Origin of the sequence: Halorubrum sp. GN12_10-3_MGM, assembly GCF_005435235.1 — an archaeon.
GTDB lineage: Archaea > Halobacteriota > Halobacteria > Halobacteriales > Haloferacaceae > Halorubrum > Halorubrum ezzemoulense.
Genome location: NZ_SGUB01000002.1, coordinates 84741 through 101431, shown reverse-complemented (window position 1 = coordinate 101431; position 16691 = coordinate 84741). Strand labels below are relative to the sequence as shown.

Genomic DNA, 16691 nt, shown 5'->3' with positions numbered 1-16691 from the left:
CTCGCCCCGCCGGCCCGCCGCGTCGATCGCGGTCACACGTCCCCGGCCATCGCCCGGAACAGCCCGTCGGCGAGGGCGTCGCGGTCGACGGTCTTCGGCTCCTCCCCGGTGGGGTCGAGCTCCGGTTCGATCGTACCGCCGCCCATCCGGGAGTGCCCCCCACCGTTCCCGTTGTCGACGTCGTCCAGCACGGCCGCTATCGCGTTACCCATGTGGACCCGGTCGTCCCGCGAGCGTCCCGAGAGGTGGACGGTCTTGTCTCGCTCGCCGATCACCACGACCGCGCTGACTCCTTCCAGCTGGATGAGTTCGTCCGCGGCCTGCGGGATCGCGTCCACGTTGTTCACGCCGCCGACGTCCGCGACCGCGAACGACCCCTCGATGCGACGGCCGGCGATCGCCCGGGCCTTCACCTCCAGCACCTCCGCGTCGACCGCCGGGTTCGCGATCCGGTCGAGCCGGTCCTGATCGACGCCCGGATAGAGGTACGCGGCCGCCGCGAAGTCGGGCTCGCTGGCGCCGACGGTGAGGTGTTTCGTGTCGGCCAAGATACCGTACAACAGCCCGGTCGCCGTGTCCGTCGACAGCGTCAGGTCGCTCCCGGTCTCGCTCGCGTGTTTGTCCGGCGGGACGGGGACCGCGTCGTTGTCCTGAAAGTACTCGGCGACGACCGACGCGCTCGCGCCGTAGTCGGTCCGTACGTCGGTGAACGATCCACCGGCGCCGTCGCCGGGGTGGTGATCGACGACGGCCATCGGCAACACGCCGTCGGCGCCGGCAAACCCCCGCGGCTCGTTGTGGTCGACCAAGACGACCGATTCCGACGCGAGGTCGCTCACGTGTTCGATCGGCTCCAGTTCCAAGTCGAGGACCGTCCGGAACGCCCGGTTCTCCTGATGACGGATCTGACCGGGGTACTGGACGGTTGCGTCGACGTCCACCTGATCGGCGAGCGAGGCCACGCCGACCGCGGCCGACATCGCGTCGGGGTCCGGGTTCGGGTGCATCAACACCGTTATCTCGTCCTCGTCGGCCAGCAGCCGGCGGAACCTGACCCCAGGCGTCCGGCGGGCACGGAGCACGACGAGCCCCACGGCGACGACGATCAGGACGATGAGCGCCCCGGCGACGGCGATCTCCGGGTTCTCCCGGACCATTGCCTCCGCCTGCGAGAGTCGGTCGCCGACCGCGCTCATCGCTCGCATGCGTTGTGTCGAGTCGCTCCCGACACATGAAGGTTCGTTACCGTTCTGACGGAGTGAAACCGACGGAACCGACCGCGGTCGGACGACGACGGGCCGAACCGGCCGCCGTCCGTCCGAGACGCGCTACTCGGTCCGCGTCCGGTACGCTCGCACCGCGTCGCGGTAGCCGGACCGGAACGTGGGATGAGCGAACTCGTAGCCGAGCTCGCGGAGCAGCGCGTTCGAACAGCGCTTGCTGGTTCGGATCCGGCGCTCCGCGGCCGCCGAGAGGTTCCCCGCCGCGATCCGCTCGTCCTTCGACAGCTTCTCCGGGCGCCGGACGCCGCAGGCGTCCGCGAGCCAGTCGGCGAACACGTGCTTGCCGACCGGCTCGTCGTCAACGACGAGGACGACGCGGTCGCGTGCGCGGTCCGTCTCCAGCAGATGTCGAATCGATCCCGCGGCGTCGTCGCGGTGGACCATGTTCAGGTAACCGGCCGTCACCGGGCCATCCACGTACCGATCCAGCCGGTAGCGTTCCGGCCCGTACAGCCCCGCGAACCGGACGACGGTCCCGTCGATCCCGGCGGCGGCCGCGCGCTCCGTCGCGATCCGCTCGGCCTCGGCGAGGACGCGGGTCTTCTCCGTGGTCGGGTCGACCGGCGTCTCCTCGTCGACCCACCCGCCGTCGTGGTCACCGTACACGCCCGTCGAGGAGGTGTACACGAGCCGGTCCGGCGGCGCGGCCCGCGAGCCGTACTCGTCGACGACGTTCGCCAAGCCGTCGACGTACACTTCCCGGGCCGCGTCGGCACCGCGGCCGCCGGAGCTGGCCGCGAAGACGACCGCGTCCGCGTCCGGTAGCGCCGAGAGCGACTCGGGATCGGTCGCGTCCGCCCGGACGGCCTCGACCCCGGAGCCGACCGCGTCGACCGCGTCGAGGCCGGCGTTTGACCGGCGGACACCGACGACCTCGTGGCTGCGGGCGTCGAGCTGTTCCGCCAGCGCCAGCCCGACGTAGCCGCAGCCGACGACGACGACTCTCATGGCTTCCGACGCTCGATGACCGCGAGTATCTCCGCGAGCTGGCCAAGAGTTAATCTGGTCCGCCCCTCCAGCGCCTGTTGGACCTCCTGCCCGGTGAGGTCGGCGTCGATCCGCGCGGCGATCGCGTCGACGTCGAGGACGGCGGTCGCCATCCCCATCAGGAGGTGATCGCGCACCTCCGCGACCATCGCGTCGGCGTCGCGCCCCGGCTCCGCCGCCGCGAGGACGGCCGCCGCGTCCGCGAGCGAGAGCGCCGCGACGTCCCCGTCGCGGACGGCGCTCGCGTCCGCTTCCGTCAGGCCGACCTCGCCGACGAGCCGGTCGCCGTCGACGCCCGACGCGGCCTCCGTGACCAGCGTCTCGAAGGCCGCGAGTAACTCCGCCGCCGCCGGTTCGTCCGCGTCGACGTCGGGCCCGCTTCCGCGGTCGTCAACGACCTCGTGGAACATACTCCCTCTGGGTCGCGCCGTCGCAAAACGCCTGCGGTCGGTCGCGTCCCGGCGCTTCACCGCCCGCGTTCTCCCTCCCTCCCTCAATGCTCCGTACACTCGTCCCCCTCTCCGGGCGACGCGCTCAGCGATCCCGGACACGGCCAGCCGCCGGACGTCTCCTCGCGCGTCCCGTCGACGTCGCCGACGCCCGGCGGCCCGGCGGGGACCGCGACGACGACGACCGTCCGCGCCTCGAACGCGACCGGCTCCGTCGCGCCGAGCGCGACCGACTCGCCGTTCACATCGACGCTGACCTCGTCGGCTTCCCGGACGTACTCGAACGGGCGGTCGGGCGTCCCGACGTTCGCACGAAGCGCGAAGCGCGGGTACTCTCCGCGCACCTGAACGTTCCACGCGTTGACCGTCGCCACCCAGTACCCGGGGACCGGCGCGACGGGGAGTCCCGCGCCGACGCTCCGAACGGGCTTCGGCACCCGCTCGTCCGGCACCGACGCGACCGCCTTCCGGGCGCGGGACTCGATCTTCGACTCGACTCTGTCTCGACGAATCGTCCGGGACGCCGTCGTCGTCGCGTCGACGAAGCGAGCCGGGACGCGGACCGCGTCCCGTCCCGCCGCCTTCCGCGTCTCCACCCGGAGGTGCGCCGCGAGGCCGAGCCGTTCGGCCCTCGACAGCGACCCGACCCGGGCCGCCTCGCTCGCGACGCGGTTCGGGTACTCGCCGTCGCCGACCGCGACGGCCCTGTCGCCGAGCGAACCGTACTCGGACGCGACGCTCTCTACGACCGCGTTCCGCTGCTCGCGCGAGAGGTCGGTCCGTTTCGCGAGCCGGTCTTGTAACGCGTCGTCGACGCGTCCCAGCGAGGCGTCAACCCGTCCGGCGAGCGCGTTTCGGTCGGCCCGTAGGTCGTCGTCGTCGGCCGCCGCGAGGGCCTCGTCGGCCGCGAGGAGCGATCGCCCGGCGACGCCGAGACGGACCGTGTCGTCGGTGCCGAGAATCCGGTCGGCGATCCCGCCGGAGACGTCGCTGTACGGGAGCGTGGCGTAGTTCACGTTTCGAGCCGCGAGCGGCCTCGTGGTCGTGCCGTCGACGCCTTCCACGCGCTCGCCGTCGACCGCGGTCCGCGGGAGATACCCCGGCGACCCCTCCGGAGCGAACGTGACGGCGCCGGCGGGCCCCTCGTCGCCGACCGCGTAGGTCCCCGGGTCGCGTGCGGCCTCGCGGCTGGCGATCACCTCGCCCACGGGCGGTCCACCGAACGCGTCGTTCACGCGGTCGAGAACTCCGTTAGACGCCGCCTTCCTGTCGTCCGACGCCGATTCGAGCTCCCCGATCACGGCGTCGAGATACGCGACGCGGGCGGCGACGCGCCCCCGGTCGACCGCGCCGTCGTACCGCCTCGGGGCGTCGCGTAGCGCGTCGCGTCGATCGCGCACGGCCGCGGCGAGATCGCCGTACGGCGTCGACTCGCCGACCGCGGCGTCGGCCATCGACGCCTCGGTCTCCAGGTCGCGGACGCGCTCCGACAGCGTCGAGATGTCCGCCGCGATCCGGTCTAGGTCGGCGCCCGATCGGTCGCCGTACACGACCGTCGACCGCCTCTTGTCGCCCCGTTCGACGGCGTCGCGAGCCAGCCGATCGACGTCGCCCGCCGTCTCGACGTTCAGCTCTGCCCTCGCGGCCGCCGGCGTGTCGGCGAGGTCGGGCCCGGCAACGTCCCGGTCGGCGGCGCCGAACGTCGCCGTCGGCCCGTCGGGGGCGTCGTCGCGCGGCGCGTACGTCCCGGTCACCGACACGCGGACGCGGTACCGGTCCGTCGCCTCGTCGCTCGTCACGGCGCGGTCGACGCTCACGTCCTGTACCGTTCCGTTCGGTCCCCGTTCGACGACCCGTCGCTCCCACGTCGCTGTCGCTGCGCGCTCGACGACGACCTCCCGAGTCGCGCCGCCGAACGACACCGACTCGCCGGCCGACACCGTCTCGCCGTCGGTTCCCGTTCGGAGGTCGCTCCCGTCGGCGACGCGGACGCGCTCCGTCCGCGACGTGTCGACCCGCCGCCAGGGCTCTCCGAGCTGCGACCGGGGACGACCCGGGCTCACGGGACCGCCCTCGACGACCCGCGTCGCCTCCGTCTCTAGGGTCGCCTCGACTCGGTGGCTCGCCCGCACGATCGATTCGAGGTCGTCGTGGACGCGGGTCGCGGCGCGGTCGGCCGCGTGCCCGACCTCGACCGACGCCGTCTCGCTCGTCGGATCCGTGGCCGAGTCGAACGCCGCGTCCTCGCTCGTCGCCGCGTTCCCGTCCGAGGCCGTCCGCTCTCTCTCGGTCTCCGCCGTCGGCGTCGGCGCTCCGAGGACGGCGTCCGTCCAGGAGGCTTCGTCGACGCCGGTCGGCGACAGCAGGTCGGTCACACCGGTCCGGGCGGTCGCTCGCGCGACGCCGCCGCGGGCGTCGGGATCGCTCGTTCCGAACACATCCCGCTGGACGCGGACGATCCCGGCGTTCGTCGACAGCTCCACGTGGCGGTTCGCGACCACGTTCTCGACCGGTGCGCCGGCGTACTGCCCGTACCCCCGGGCCCACGCCATCGCGTAGAGGCTGGCCGTGACCTGTCGCCCGAGTCCGGGCCCCTCGACCGGACCGCGGTTGAGTCGGCGCTCGAACCGCTCGGTCCGCTCGTGAGCGGCCAACGTCGGCACCGCGACGGTGACCGTTTGGGACCGCGTCCGGTTCACGACGGTTCGCCCGTTCCGGGTTGCGGTCGTCGCGACGCCCTCGAACGTCACTCGCGTCGCGGTCCCGTTGGCGACCCGCTCGACGCGGACCCGCTCGCGCGCGGCGACGAGGTCGCTCGGCGACTCGACGGCCGGTAGCGACGCGGTCGCCGTCACGGTGCCGACGTCGCTCTCAACGGCACCCAGCGCCTCCGATCCGGCGACCGCGAGTCGGATCCGGAACGCGTCCTCGAAGGCCGATCCCTCCCGGACGGCCTCGGCCGCCGCTCCCGGTCCACTCGGTGGCCGCGTCACCGGCTCCGCCGCCGCCTCGTGGGCGGCCTCCCGGGCCGCGCTCCTGAGCGCGGCGGTGGCGTCGGCGTCGACTCGCTCGACGGCGCGTTCGACGCGGCGGTCCTCGCCGACGAGCCCCTGCTCGGCGAGTCCGGCGGCGTACGCCGAACTCGTCACGAGCAGTAGCACGCCGACCAGCGCGAACGGGACTCGCGCCCGCTCGTCGACCGCGAACGTCCGGCTCCGTCGGCCGGAACCCGCCCGACCGGAGTCGCTGCCCTTCACGCTCACCACCTCCGAACGACGATCCGGACCGTAGCACCCGCTCCGCGTCGGTCCGATTCCCCACTGCCGTCGACTCCTGCCGGAAGCGGCTGTCTGACGACCGCGACCCCGACGGTGGCGTCTCGCGGCGGTTCCGGTCCGACGGCGACCACCCGTCGGGTCTCGTCCGCGGTCGATCCGGACGAGTCGGCCGCCGGTTCGGTCGTTCGAAACGCGCCAGGCGCCCGGTATCGCTCCGGCACCCCACCCACTCTCTCCGCCGTCCGCGTCGGCCCGTCGAGGGCAACGTCGACGCGCGTCCGCGGACCGATCCCGGTGTGAACCGCGTCGATCGCGCGGCGGTCGAACGCCGTTTTCGTGCCCCCGTCACCGACTCGTTCGGCGACCAGCGCGAGCAACTCCGCGCGCGTCGCGTGGATTCGTCGGGTGTCGTTCGGCGCGCCCTCGTCGGGATACGCCACGGTCTCGGTCTCGGTGACGAGCCGGTCGGCGGCGTCGGTCGCGGTCGGGCCGTCGGGGCCGCCGGCGTCGCTCGCGCCGAGCGCGACGACGCTCGCGGAGACGCAAAGCAGCAGCACGGTCACGTCGAGGACGGTGCTGGTCACCGCCACACCACCGCCCGGAGCGTTCCGCGGACGTTACGGCCCGGCGCCACGCGGACCGTCACCCGTCGCTCGGCGACCGCGACCGCTTCCGGGGTCCGGACTCCCGGCGGTCCCGGCGCGTCCGGCCCCGACGCGGCCAACCACCGCTCGCCGTCCGCCTCCAGTTCGATCGCGATCGCGGTCCCCGGCGCTTCGACCCGCCGCATCCGGTCCGGGTCGAGGATGCCGCCGACGGTGACCCTCCCCTCGACCCGGTCCAGTGCCGACTTCGCGGCCGACCGACGGTCGTCCGGCGCCGCGTCCGCGAAGGCGCCGGCGTATAGCCCCAACGCGAGTCCGACGACCACCACCGCGACGAGCGCGGCGATCGGCTCGACGGCGGCACGGTCGGCGGTCGGGAACGCCGCGCTCGGTCCGTTCCGAGTCGCCGACGCGCCGGATTCCGTGGAGTCACGCGACACGCGAGATCACCCGACCAGCGTGATCCGGACGTCACCGTAGTGTACGCGCCGGACCGTTATCCGCCTCGGTGCGGTCGTCCACCTCGCGTCCGCCGCTCGCGCACGCTCGGCGGCCGCCGCGAACGACGCCGGATCGTCGAACGCTGCGTCCGGAGGGGCGCCGTCGAGGACGCGCCGAAGCCGGGCGTCCGTCGCCGCGCCCGGCGTCACCCCCGCTGTCGGTCGGACGACCGGGGTGATCCGCGGGGCATCGAGCGTCGCCCGCGCCGTCCCTCGCTCGTCTCTAAGCGAGACGGATCCCTCCGCGAGCCGGAGTCTGTCCGCCGCGATACCGTGTTCCGCCGTCGCCGGGTACGACCCGTCCGCGACCGAATCGACGGTGCGCGCGACGCCGTCCGCGTCCGGCGGCGGCGACGCCGGGAACGCGGCGGCCACGCCGACGGCCGCGACGCTCACGACGGCCAAGCCGAGCCACGCGTACGTGGCGTCGAGGTGCGTCTCGAACATGGCGCGGCTGGCCGCGCTTTCATACATAAACGATCGGCCCCGAGCGTCGCGGTCGATCGAGGGCCGACTGCCCCACCGATCGGGCTCAGAACAGGAGTCCGGCGCCGGCGAACGCGACGAGGAACGTGGCCGTCGCCGTCGGCAGCGCGATCCCGACCCGATAGGCCACCAACGTCCGGTCGAATCCGCGCTCCAGTCCGGTCGCCAGCCCGGTGAGGAGGGCGGCGAGCAACAGCACGTACGTCCCCACGATCCGTCCGAGCACCGGCACCGACAGGGCAGCCGTTCCGCCGGTCCTCGCGCCGTCGCTCGCCGCCCCGCCCCCGCCAGCGGCCACTCCGCTCTCCGCGCCCAGTCCGCCTCCGCCGAGCGCGTCGGCGCCCGCTGCCGCTCCGGCTCCCAGGCTCCCGACATCGGCGGCGTCGATCCCGGTCGCGAGCGCGACGGTCGCTCCACCCACGAGCGGCGCGAACACCGCCGCGGTGTTCGAGAGCGTCCCCGTCACGGTCGCGAGCTGGCGGCGCGCGTCGCGTTCGAGTTCCCGTAGCGACTCCAGCTGGTCAGCGAGCTCCAACAGGACGTCGCCGGCGGGACGCCCCTCCCGCGCGGCGACAGAGAGCAGCGCGATCGCCCCGCGAACCCGGGACGACGGCACGTCCGCGGCCGGCCCGCCCTGTCCGAGAAACGCCTCGCGGACGCCGACGCGCAGCGTGTCGCTCCGCCGACCGGCGCGCTCGAACACCTCGCCGGTCGCGCCGTCGAGCCGCTCGCCGGCGTTCGCGACCGCGGTCTCGACCGCGACCCCCTCCGCCACGTCTCCGCCGATCACGGTCATCGCGTCCGGCAGCCCCCGCTCGACGCCTCGGACCTCGGACAGCACCGCGCGGCGGGGTCGCGCGAGGACGAACAGCGCGCTCCCGACTCCGACGCCGACCCCCGCGACCGGCCACGCCCACGGCGCGACGACTCGCGCGGCGACGGCGGCCGCGGCCGCACCGAGGGCGCAGCCGACGACCAACGCGTGGCCGCGTCGGTCCGGCACGTCGGGATGGTCTCCGCCGATCTGCGGCGGCGGAAACGCCACCGGGCGACGGGAGAGCAGCCACGCCGAGGCGGCCACCAACCCGCCCGGAAGCGCGATCAGGTACAGGCCGGCGACGAGTCCGGAACCCACCGCGACACCGGCGGCGGCGCCCGCGGGAAGGAGCGCGATGAGTGCCAGCGGGAGCAGCACGCCGAACGCGTACAGCGCCGAGACCGGCCCGCGGACGGAGCCGACGAACGACGCGAGCCGATCGGTCGTCCCCGAAAGCGTCGCGTCGAGGGCGCGGTCGAGGCACCGCCCGCGGCGCTCCGGCGGCGCGGTCGCCGCGGTCCGGACCAGCGCGGCGGCGCGGTCTATCGCCGGGAACCACGGAGTCCACTCGCGAGCGAACGCTCGAAGGCCGCTCGTCGGCCCGTCCGCACAGCCCCGTTCGTGGCGGGAGAGAGCCGCGGCCAACGGTCCCTCCCCCGTCCGGCCGGCGAACCGCACCGCACGCTCCGTCGAGGGATCGAGCCGCATCCGCAACACGAGCCGCCCGACGAGCCCCGGCGCCGCGCCCAGCGCCCGCGTCCGCCGGAGCGACGCGAGCCACACCGGCGCCCGGTGGACCGCGTGTACGCCGCCGACGGCGGCGGCCAGTCCGGCCGGCGCGGCGACGACCGCGCCGGCAGCGAGCGCCGCGGCCGCGGCGACAACCGCCCCGACGACGACGCCGGCCCGGTACCCGATCGCCACGACGCGCTCCGCGGAAACGCCCCAGCCGAGAAACGCGACGGCCCGCCGCAGTTCTTTCGAGGCGGTCGCGTCGTCTTCTCCGTCGACACGAGCCGACCGCTCGGTCGGTTTCGACCGGTCCTCGTTCATGCGCCGCCTCCGTGCTTCACTCCTCCCTCGCGTGGTCGATCGGCCGGGGCTCCCACGTCTCCGCTCGGATCGCCGGATACGTCTCCCCTGACGTACCGCGCCGGCGAAACGCGTCCCGCCCGAACCGCCTCGCGGATCCGGTCGCTCCGCCGATCGATGACCTCCCGAACCGCCGCGTACGATTCGTTCGTCCCCCCGAGCGCCTCGACGAGTCGACTCTCACCGCGGCCGATCCGACCCGTGCCGACGAGTCCCCGTTCGGTCCGCTCGAACAGCGGATCGAAGCTCACGCCGCCGTCGCGGTCGCCGACCTCGACGATCGACTCCACGCGGTGGTCGTCGAGCACGGCGATCAGATCGGTCGCGGCGAACGACGAGCGGGGGACGCCGAGGTCGGTGACGACGCGTTCCTCCACCCCGGCCGAGTCTTCGCCGTGAATCGTCCCCAGCACCGTCTCGCCGGCGGCACCGACACGCATCGCCTCGTACAGCGCCTGCGCCTCCTCGCCGCGCACCTCGCCGACGCTTATCGCGCCGCCGCCCATCCGGAGCGCCGTCCGAACGGCGTCCGCCGGGGCGAGTTCGGCCCCGTCACCGACGCAGAGTCGCTGCGCGTCTCGCCCGGCGTCCGCGAGAGCGTCTACCGGGAGTTCCGGCGTGTCCTCGATTGCGATCGCCCTCGTTTCCGCGGGCAATTCCCACAGCAGTGAGCCGAGAGCGGTCGTCTTCCCGGCTGCCCGGCCGCCCGCGATAAGCCCCGCTACCCCGCGTTCGACGGCCACCGACAACAGCCCGGCCGCCGCGGGCGTGAGGGTGTCGACGGACACCAGTCGCGCGAGCGTCCACGCCTCCGGATCCCCGCGTCGGAACGTGAACGAGAGCCCGTCGCTGGCTGGGGCCGTGACCGCGGCGACCCTGACCCGACCGGTTTCGGACTCGATCGTCGCGTCGAGCGTCGGCGTGGCCCGCGAGAACGCCCGACCGCTCGACCGGCGGAGCCGCGACGCGAGCGTGGCGGCCCCTTCCGGGGGGAGCCGCACGTTCGTCCGGCACCGCTCCCCGTCGAGCACGACGCGGAGCGGGTTCTCCGCGACCGGCGCCGTCACCGTCGCGTCGCTCACCCTCTCGTCGGCGAAGACGTGTTCGAACACGCCGTAGCCGTGCGTGTGTCGGCGCAGGATCTCCGTCAGATCGGCGACCGGGTCGCCGTCTTCCGCCGCCGCCCGCACCGCTCGTCCGGGGGCCCTGTCGCCGCCGCGGGGGTCGTCGAGCAGCCGGTCTCGCGCCGCGGCCAGCGTCGCTACGGCGTCGGCGTCCAGATCGACCGTCGGCGGCGTGAGGTGGTACGTCCTGAGGGAGTCGTCGCCGTCGTAGAGCCGGACCGTTGCCCCGGTCGGCACCGTCCAGCGATCGACCAGCGTCGCACCCGGCGGCGGCGAGGCCGCGACTCGTGCGGTCGCGGCCGTCGGACCGACGTGGGCCCGCAGGCGATCGCTCAGAACGCCGTCGCTCTCGGGCCAGTTCTCGCCGCCGCCGAGATCCTCCGCGGCCGACAGCAGCCCCGTTTCGGCCGCGATGCGCTTCGTAGGGCCCGCCCGCCCGGCGGCCTCTACCGCGGCGCCGAGCGGGTCGCGGAGGACTCGTTCGGCGAGCCGCTCCTCACGGAACCCGACCCGCTCGCGGAACCGTCCGGCGGCGGTCAGGAGGTCGGCCGCGCGGTCGGCGTACGACCGCTCGCGGCCGCGGTGTCGTGTCCTGATCACGTCGGCGTCGCGGTCGCCGAGCGCCTCCACGACGGTCGCGAGACAGTCGGCGCTCGCGGCGAGGTCGCCGCGTCCGGGACACGCGCCGGCGTCGACGTCGAGTATAACCCTGTCCTCGACGCCAGTTCCCACGGGCTCGCGAAACGCCGGCTCGCACCGACACTCGTCGCGGTCCTCGTCGACCCACGGGAGCGCTCGGAGCGGCGTCTCGCCGGCCCCGTCGGCGAGTTGATCGGTGATACCGAGGTTCATGACGGGCGTGCCCGCGGTTTGATATATAAGTCGTCGGCCGTCCCGCCGTTCCGTTCCGCCGCGTCTCGAAACGATCCGCGTCGTCCCGGTCTGCCCTGTCGTAATCTATTCTGTCCCGCGCCGTCGCGTCCCTCCGCCCCGGTCTACCCCGCTCGGTTGATCCGGACCGTCGGCCCCTCGTCGTCGACGTACCGGAGCCGAATGCGGTTCGTCCCGCCCGGGCGAAGTTCGATCGGTCCGCCGCCGAGATCGACAGTCACCTCCACCGGTCCCGTTCCGACGCGGACCGTGCGCTTCGGCCGGTCCTCGACGCGGTACGCGAGCACGACGCCGCCCGGCCTGTCCGGCGGCTCGACGAGCGCGACGCGGTCGACCTCCGCCGCGGCGAACCCAGTCGGGATCCGGAAACGCACCGTCGCCTGCGCCGCCAGGGCGGGGTCGTCTACGGGCGACGATCCGGCGACTACGCTGCCGATCGCCCGCTCCAGACGGTCCGCCTCGGCGCCGATCCGGTCCGCCGTCGTCGCGGTCCGGGCCGTCTCGACCGCGGGCATCGACGCCGTCAGCAGCGCGACTGCCACGAGGACGGTGAGGGCCACGCGGATCACGGCTCGCTCACAGCGACTCCCGGAGGCGGTCGAGCGCGTCCGTCGCCCACGCCCCGCCGTCGCCGTCCCCGGCGGCCTCGTCGGTTCCGCTGCCGCCGGTACGCGGTCCGGACCGCGAGCGATCGTCCGGCAGGGCGGCGTCGAGGGCGCCCTCCGACGGAACGGTGTCGTCGGCCCGCTGCCCGTCGCTCGCGCTGCTCTCGCGGCCGACACTGCCGCCGCTCCGCTCGTTCTCCCGCCCGGCCTCGGTCGCTCTCGCGAGCGCGAGGTCGGCCCGGCGCTCGACCTCGCGGTTGACGGCCCGGATCGCTCCGGCGTAGCCGCGGACCGCCTGCGTCGCCGCCTCCAACTCCGCGACGCGCTCCTCGAGGTCGTCGAGCCGCGACTCGAGTCGCTCGCGCTCGGCCGTCGCCTCTGCGTCCGCGGCGGCGTCGACCGGCCGCGCCTCGCTCCCGGTCACCGCGCGCTCGACGGCGCGGAGCCGAGACTCGATCCGGTCGTCCGGTCCGTCCGCTCCCGTCGGCGTCGCGTCCGTTTCCGCGTCCGTCGGCTCCGCGCCCCGCGCGTGGTCGGTCATGCGGCCTGTTGCCCACGGTCTCACTCTTAAACGTCGGGGAAAGGATATTATCGGGGGAACCGGTACGTCTGGGCATGAAAGCAGTCCTCCTCGGCGTCGGACAGGCGGGCGGCAAGCTCACGACCGCCCTCGCGGAGTTCGACGCCGACGCCGGCTACGGCGCGGTCCTCGACGCGATCGCTGTCAACACCGCCGCGGCCGACCTCGACCCCCTCCCGCTCGAAACGGTCCTCGTCGGGCAGTCGCGTGTCAACGGTCACGGCGTCGGCGGCGACAACGAACTCGGCGCCGAAGTGATGGACGAAGACGCGGTCGAGGTGTTGGACGCGCTCGCCCCGAAGGTCACCGCGGAGGCCGAGGCGGTCTTCGTCGTGGCCGGCCTCGGCGGCGGGACGGGCTCCGGCGGCGCGCCGGTCCTCGTCCGCGAGCTGAACCGGGTGTACGACGTGCCGGTGTACGCCATCGGCGTCCTCCCCGGTCGCGACGAGGGGACGATGTATCAGGTGAACGCCGGCCGGTCGCTCAAGACGCTGGTCCGCGAGTCAGACGCGACGATCCTGCTCGACAACGACGCGTGGCGCTCGGCGGGCGAGTCCGTCGAGGGCGGCTACGAGGCGATCAACGCCTCGATGGCGAAGCGGATCGGGCTCGTCCTCGCCGCCGGCGAGGCGGTCGAGGGCGTCGCCGAGTCCGTCGTCGACACGAGCGAGGTGATCAACACGCTCCGGGCGGGCGGGATGGCCGCGGTCGGGTTCGCGTCGGCGCCCGCCGCCGAGGACCCGCAAGAGAACGTCAACACCGTGACGAGCGCGGTCCGGAGTTCGGTGATGACCGGGCTGTCGCTGCCGAGCGCCACCGACGCCGACGCCGCCCTCGTCGCGGTCGCCGGCGACCCGGACCGGATCTCCCGGAAGGGCGCGGAGAAGGCGCGGAAGTGGCTTCAGGAGGAGACGGGGTCGATGCAGGTCCGCGGCGGCGACTTCCCGCTCGACTCCGACCGGATCGCCGCCTTGGTCCTCCTCGCGGGGGTCGAGCGCTCGCAGCGCGTCGAGGCGTTCTTGGAGCGCGCTCGGCAGGCGGTCCGCGACGAGCGCGAGGAGAAGCCCGACCCGGCGGCCGCGTTCGAGAACGACGAGATCGACGACCTGCTGTGAGGCCCCCGCCCTCCCGCGCGGCGCGGCTCGGGGCTCCGGGGCGGGATAGCTTCCGCACCTTTTTGTTCTCGCCCGGTGGAGTCTCGGCCGATGACTAACCCGTGGGACGACTGGGACCACGTGCTGAAGGTCGACCCCGACAAGGACCTCCGGGCGGGCGAGACCTTCGAGGACGTCTGCCGGACCGGGACGGACGCGATCGAGATCGGTGGGACCCTCGACGTCACCGCGGAGAAGATGACCCGCGTGGTCGACGCCGCCGCGGAGTACGACGTGCCGCTGTACCAGGAGCCGTCGAATCCGGGAGTCGTGATCGACTCGCCGGCGCTCGACGGCTACCTGATCCCGACCGTCTTCAACGCTGGCGGCCCCTTCTGGATAACCGGCGCCCACAAGGAGTGGGTCCGGATCGACGACCTCGACTGGACCCGGACCCACACCGAGGCGTACATCGTGTTGAACCCGGAGGCGTCGGTCGCCCAGCTGACGGAGGCCGACTGCGACCTCAGTGCCGACGACGTGGCGGCCTACGCGAAGGTCGCGGAGCGCATGTTCGGCCAGGAGATCGTCTACGTCGAGTACTCGGGCACGTTCGGCGACACGGAGAAGGTCGCGGCCGCTCACGACGCCTTAGACGACGCCACGCTCTTTTACGGCGGCGGCATCCACGACTACGAGTCGGCCAACGAGATGGCCGCTCACAGCGACGTGATCGTCGTCGGCGACCTGCTCCACGACGAGGGCGTCGACGCCGTCCGCGAGACGGTGAAGGGCGCGAAGGACGCAGGGGACTGAGGGGGACGGGTCGGTCCGTCGCCAGTTAGTCGGCCGCGTACCCGTCCAGCATGTTCTCGACGTACTTCGCGATCACGTCCACCTCCAGGTGCACCGGGTCGCCGACCGACTTCTCCGAGAGCGTCGTCAGGTCGTAGGTCGTCGGGATGACCGCCACGTCGAACTCGCCCGCGCGCTTCTCGGCGACCGTCAGCGAGATGCCGTCGAGCGTCACGGACCCCTTGTCGACGAGGTAGTCGCCGTGTCCCTCCGGAGTCGCGAACGTGAACCGCCAGTCTTCTCCGACGCGCTCGATTCCCGTCACCTCGGCGACGGTGTCGACGTGTCCCTGGACCACGTGGCCGTCGAACCGCCCGTCGGCGGGCATCGCGCGCTCGACGTTGACGGCGTCCCCCGCCTCGATCCCGCCGAGGTACGTCTTCGCGACCGTCTCGCTCGCGAGGAACACCGAGAACCAGTCGCCGCCGTCGGTCGTGCCGCCGTCGTCGCTCCCGTGCTCCTCGACGGTCAGACAGACGCCGCTCACGCTTATCGACTGGCCGTGGTGGAGGTCGTCGAATCCGTCGACGCCGATCCGAAGCCGGAGGCCGTCGTCGGTCTCGGTCCGCTCGCGGACCGTACCGGTGCCCTCGACGATGCCGGTGAACATACCGGAAGTGGGGGCGGGCGACGGATATCGGTTCTGGGTCCGGCCGGGATCTGGGAGTTCGACCGCCCGTCGTCGCGGCCGGGCCCCTTTTGCCCCCCGGGGATCAACGGAGGGTCGATGCGACTCGGAGTGCTGGACATGATCGGGCTGGCGGCGTCGCTCGTCTTCGCGCTCCCGCTCGCGAACTACGCCGTCGTCCGCCTGTTCGCCGGCGAGGTCGCGCTCGGCGCCGGCCTGCTCGTCGTCGCCGCCGCGATGGTCGTCCTCCCGCAGTACTTCCTCGACCCCGCCACCATACTCCGACGGCTGCTCTCGGGACTGTTACCGCGACAGCTTCGTGGAGACGACGACGCCGCCGGCTCCGAGGGCGATTCGGTCGAAAAGTGACTCGGCCCGGCTCTCACTCCCGCCGCCGGGCAACGATCGCGACGACGAGCACAGCGAGCCCGCCGGCGACGACCCCGAACCCGGGCGCTTCGAGGCCGAGGACGCCGTCGCGTTCCTCGACGCCGATCTCCTCGTCGACGACGAGCACCTCGCGCGCGCCCGACCCGTTGACCGCCTCGTTCCCGCCGACGGTCAGCGTCGCGCGGTCTCCGTGGGTCGTCCGACGCAGATCGAAGGCCGCGCTAGCCGTCCCGTTCTCGACCGTCGCCGCTTCGGTCATGAGGAAGCTCGGGCTCGCGTCGCCGTCAGAGCGGATCCGGAGGGTCACGGTCTCGCCGTCCTCGGCGGTCACCGGAACGCTCAGCTCGGTCTCCGCCGGGGCGACGACGAGATCGGCCGCCTCGATGTCCGCCTCGGTGACCGTGACGGCCTCGGCCGACTCGCCGTCGGTCGCGCCGTCCCCGCCGCTTCCGTCGCCCCCGCTTTCGTCGCCCGTTCGGTCTTCGACGACGAGCGTGGCGACGTCCGCGGGGTCGCCGCCGACGAACAGTTCCGCGTCGTAGCTTCCGGGAGCGATCGCCTCGCTCAGGGTCGTCTCGTAGTCGATCTCCACCGCGCCGCCGTCGGCGGCGGTCAGCGGGGCGCCGCTCCCGCCGGTTTCGGCGTGGGTGAAGACGAGCGTCGTGACGCCGTCGCCGTCCGGCGTCACCGTGGCGCGGAGTTCGTATCCGACCTCCTCCTCGTTGCCGACGACGACCTCGAACGCGTCGACGCCGTCGGTCTCGACGGTGAACTCGGCGCTCCCGTCCTCGCTTACGGTGACGACGCCCGCGCCGAGTTCGGCGGTTCCGTCGGCGGCCGCGACGCCGCTCCCGGCGACGACGACCCCGACGAGCGCCGTCGCGGCCACGAGAACCGCCACCGCCGTCGAACATCTACGCCTCGCGATACGCCAGACCGATTCGGACCCGGCGGTGGCGCCGGATCCGACGGAGGGCTCGGATCGCATGCGTATCGGGCTTCGGCGGGAGTCTCAAAAGGCGCGCCG

At 73.4% G+C, this 16691-nt stretch carries 16 protein-coding genes; 3 read left to right on the top strand and 13 right to left on the bottom strand.

Features of this window, described 5'->3' with window-relative positions:
* Window positions 1–32 precede the first annotated feature (32 nt).
* The 11 genes from EXE47_RS02185 to EXE47_RS02135 all read right to left on the bottom strand — a co-directional run bounded on the left by EXE47_RS02185 (window position 33) and on the right by EXE47_RS02135 (window position 12658).
* Window positions 33–1205 carry a bifunctional oligoribonuclease/PAP phosphatase NrnA gene (locus tag EXE47_RS02185; protein ID WP_049931724.1) on the bottom strand — a complete coding sequence of 391 codons (1173 nt, stop codon included), beginning with the start codon at window positions 1203–1205 and terminating at the stop codon, window positions 33–35.
* Window positions 1206–1328: 123 nt separating this feature from the next.
* On the bottom strand, window positions 1329–2231 hold the full coding sequence (locus EXE47_RS02180) for an NAD-dependent epimerase/dehydratase family protein (protein WP_137707974.1): 903 nt from the start codon (window positions 2229–2231) through the stop codon (window positions 1329–1331).
* Window positions 2228–2680, bottom strand: a complete 453-nt coding sequence (locus EXE47_RS02175; RefSeq protein WP_086216871.1) for a DUF5791 family protein — start codon at window positions 2678–2680, stop codon at window positions 2228–2230. Before EXE47_RS02175 ends, EXE47_RS02180 begins: the two co-directional genes overlap by 4 nt.
* Before the next feature lie 83 nt (window positions 2681–2763).
* The gene (locus EXE47_RS02170; RefSeq protein ID WP_137707973.1) at window positions 2764–5985 is read right to left on the bottom strand and encodes a hypothetical protein; all 3222 of its coding nucleotides are present in this window, start codon (window positions 5983–5985) and stop codon (window positions 2764–2766) included.
* Window positions 5979–6587: a hypothetical protein gene (locus tag EXE47_RS02165; RefSeq protein ID WP_049931731.1), complete on the bottom strand. Its 609-nt coding sequence runs from the start codon at window positions 6585–6587 to the stop codon at window positions 5979–5981. The genes EXE47_RS02170 and EXE47_RS02165 overlap by 7 nt, the downstream gene beginning before the upstream one ends.
* Complete coding sequence (locus EXE47_RS02160) at window positions 6578–7042, bottom strand: hypothetical protein (RefSeq protein ID WP_137707972.1); 465 nt, start codon at window positions 7040–7042, stop codon at window positions 6578–6580. The genes EXE47_RS02165 and EXE47_RS02160 overlap by 10 nt, the downstream gene beginning before the upstream one ends.
* Window positions 7043–7048: 6 nt before the next feature.
* Entirely contained in the window at window positions 7049–7549 is a 501-nt protein-coding gene (locus EXE47_RS02155) for a hypothetical protein (RefSeq protein ID WP_094520540.1), read from the bottom strand.
* Window positions 7550–7634: 85 nt separating this feature from the next.
* Window positions 7635–9458, bottom strand: coding sequence for a type II secretion system protein (locus EXE47_RS02150; RefSeq protein WP_137707971.1), 1824 nt, complete (start codon window positions 9456–9458; stop codon window positions 7635–7637).
* The gene (locus EXE47_RS02145; RefSeq protein ID WP_094583272.1) at window positions 9455–11473 is read right to left on the bottom strand and encodes an ATPase, T2SS/T4P/T4SS family; all 2019 of its coding nucleotides are present in this window, start codon (window positions 11471–11473) and stop codon (window positions 9455–9457) included. The genes EXE47_RS02150 and EXE47_RS02145 overlap by 4 nt, the downstream gene beginning before the upstream one ends.
* Before the next feature lie 143 nt (window positions 11474–11616).
* Window positions 11617–12081, bottom strand: a complete 465-nt coding sequence (locus EXE47_RS02140; protein WP_094583273.1) for a hypothetical protein — start codon at window positions 12079–12081, stop codon at window positions 11617–11619.
* Window positions 12082–12088: 7 nt separating this feature from the next.
* Complete coding sequence (locus tag EXE47_RS02135; RefSeq protein WP_086216920.1) at window positions 12089–12658, bottom strand: hypothetical protein; 570 nt, start codon at window positions 12656–12658, stop codon at window positions 12089–12091.
* A 74-nt stretch (window positions 12659–12732) separates the two neighbouring features.
* Here EXE47_RS02135 and EXE47_RS02130 point away from each other — a divergent pair, with 74 nt between their 5' ends.
* Window positions 12733–13812, top strand: coding sequence for a tubulin/FtsZ family protein (locus EXE47_RS02130; protein ID WP_049931740.1), 1080 nt, complete (start codon window positions 12733–12735; stop codon window positions 13810–13812).
* A 90-nt stretch (window positions 13813–13902) separates the two neighbouring features.
* Window positions 13903–14607, top strand: coding sequence for a phosphoglycerol geranylgeranyltransferase (locus tag EXE47_RS02125; RefSeq protein ID WP_049931741.1), 705 nt, complete (start codon window positions 13903–13905; stop codon window positions 14605–14607).
* A 25-nt stretch (window positions 14608–14632) separates the two neighbouring features.
* On the opposite strand, the gene EXE47_RS02120 is transcribed toward EXE47_RS02125, so the two are convergent.
* On the bottom strand, window positions 14633–15256 hold the full coding sequence (locus EXE47_RS02120; RefSeq protein WP_094495468.1) for a riboflavin synthase: 624 nt from the start codon (window positions 15254–15256) through the stop codon (window positions 14633–14635).
* A 117-nt stretch (window positions 15257–15373) separates the two neighbouring features.
* Here EXE47_RS02120 and EXE47_RS02115 point away from each other — a divergent pair, with 117 nt between their 5' ends.
* Window positions 15374–15643: a hypothetical protein gene (locus EXE47_RS02115; RefSeq protein WP_049931745.1), complete on the top strand. Its 270-nt coding sequence runs from the start codon at window positions 15374–15376 to the stop codon at window positions 15641–15643.
* A 13-nt stretch (window positions 15644–15656) separates the two neighbouring features.
* Here EXE47_RS02115 and EXE47_RS02110 read toward each other — a convergent pair whose 3' ends face one another.
* Window positions 15657–16565 carry a BGTF surface domain-containing protein gene (locus EXE47_RS02110; protein ID WP_241997547.1) on the bottom strand — a complete coding sequence of 303 codons (909 nt, stop codon included), beginning with the start codon at window positions 16563–16565 and terminating at the stop codon, window positions 15657–15659.
* Between the last annotated feature and the right edge of the window lie 126 nt (window positions 16566–16691).

What these genes read in the sequence shown, in the direction of transcription:
- EXE47_RS02185 (WP_049931724.1), bottom strand. Translation starts at nt 1,205, where the DNA reads ATGCGAGCGATGAGCGCGGTCGGCGACCGACTCTCGCAGGCGGAGGCA.
- EXE47_RS02180 (WP_137707974.1), bottom strand. Translation starts at nt 2,231, where the DNA reads ATGAGAGTCGTCGTCGTCGGCTGCGGCTACGTCGGGCTGGCGCTGGCG.
- EXE47_RS02175 (WP_086216871.1), bottom strand. Translation starts at nt 2,680, where the DNA reads ATGTTCCACGAGGTCGTTGACGACCGCGGAAGCGGGCCCGACGTCGAC.
- EXE47_RS02155 (WP_094520540.1), bottom strand. Translation starts at nt 7,549, where the DNA reads ATGTTCGAGACGCACCTCGACGCCACGTACGCGTGGCTCGGCTTGGCC.
- EXE47_RS02150 (WP_137707971.1), bottom strand. Translation starts at nt 9,458, where the DNA reads ATGAACGAGGACCGGTCGAAACCGACCGAGCGGTCGGCTCGTGTCGAC.
- EXE47_RS02145 (WP_094583272.1), bottom strand. Translation starts at nt 11,473, where the DNA reads ATGAACCTCGGTATCACCGATCAACTCGCCGACGGGGCCGGCGAGACG.
- EXE47_RS02135 (WP_086216920.1), bottom strand. Translation starts at nt 12,658, where the DNA reads ATGACCGACCACGCGCGGGGCGCGGAGCCGACGGACGCGGAAACGGAC.
- EXE47_RS02130 (WP_049931740.1), top strand. Translation starts at nt 12,733, where the DNA reads ATGAAAGCAGTCCTCCTCGGCGTCGGACAGGCGGGCGGCAAGCTCACG.
- EXE47_RS02125 (WP_049931741.1), top strand. Translation starts at nt 13,903, where the DNA reads ATGACTAACCCGTGGGACGACTGGGACCACGTGCTGAAGGTCGACCCC.
- EXE47_RS02120 (WP_094495468.1), bottom strand. Translation starts at nt 15,256, where the DNA reads ATGTTCACCGGCATCGTCGAGGGCACCGGTACGGTCCGCGAGCGGACC.
- EXE47_RS02115 (WP_049931745.1), top strand. Translation starts at nt 15,374, where the DNA reads ATGCGACTCGGAGTGCTGGACATGATCGGGCTGGCGGCGTCGCTCGTC.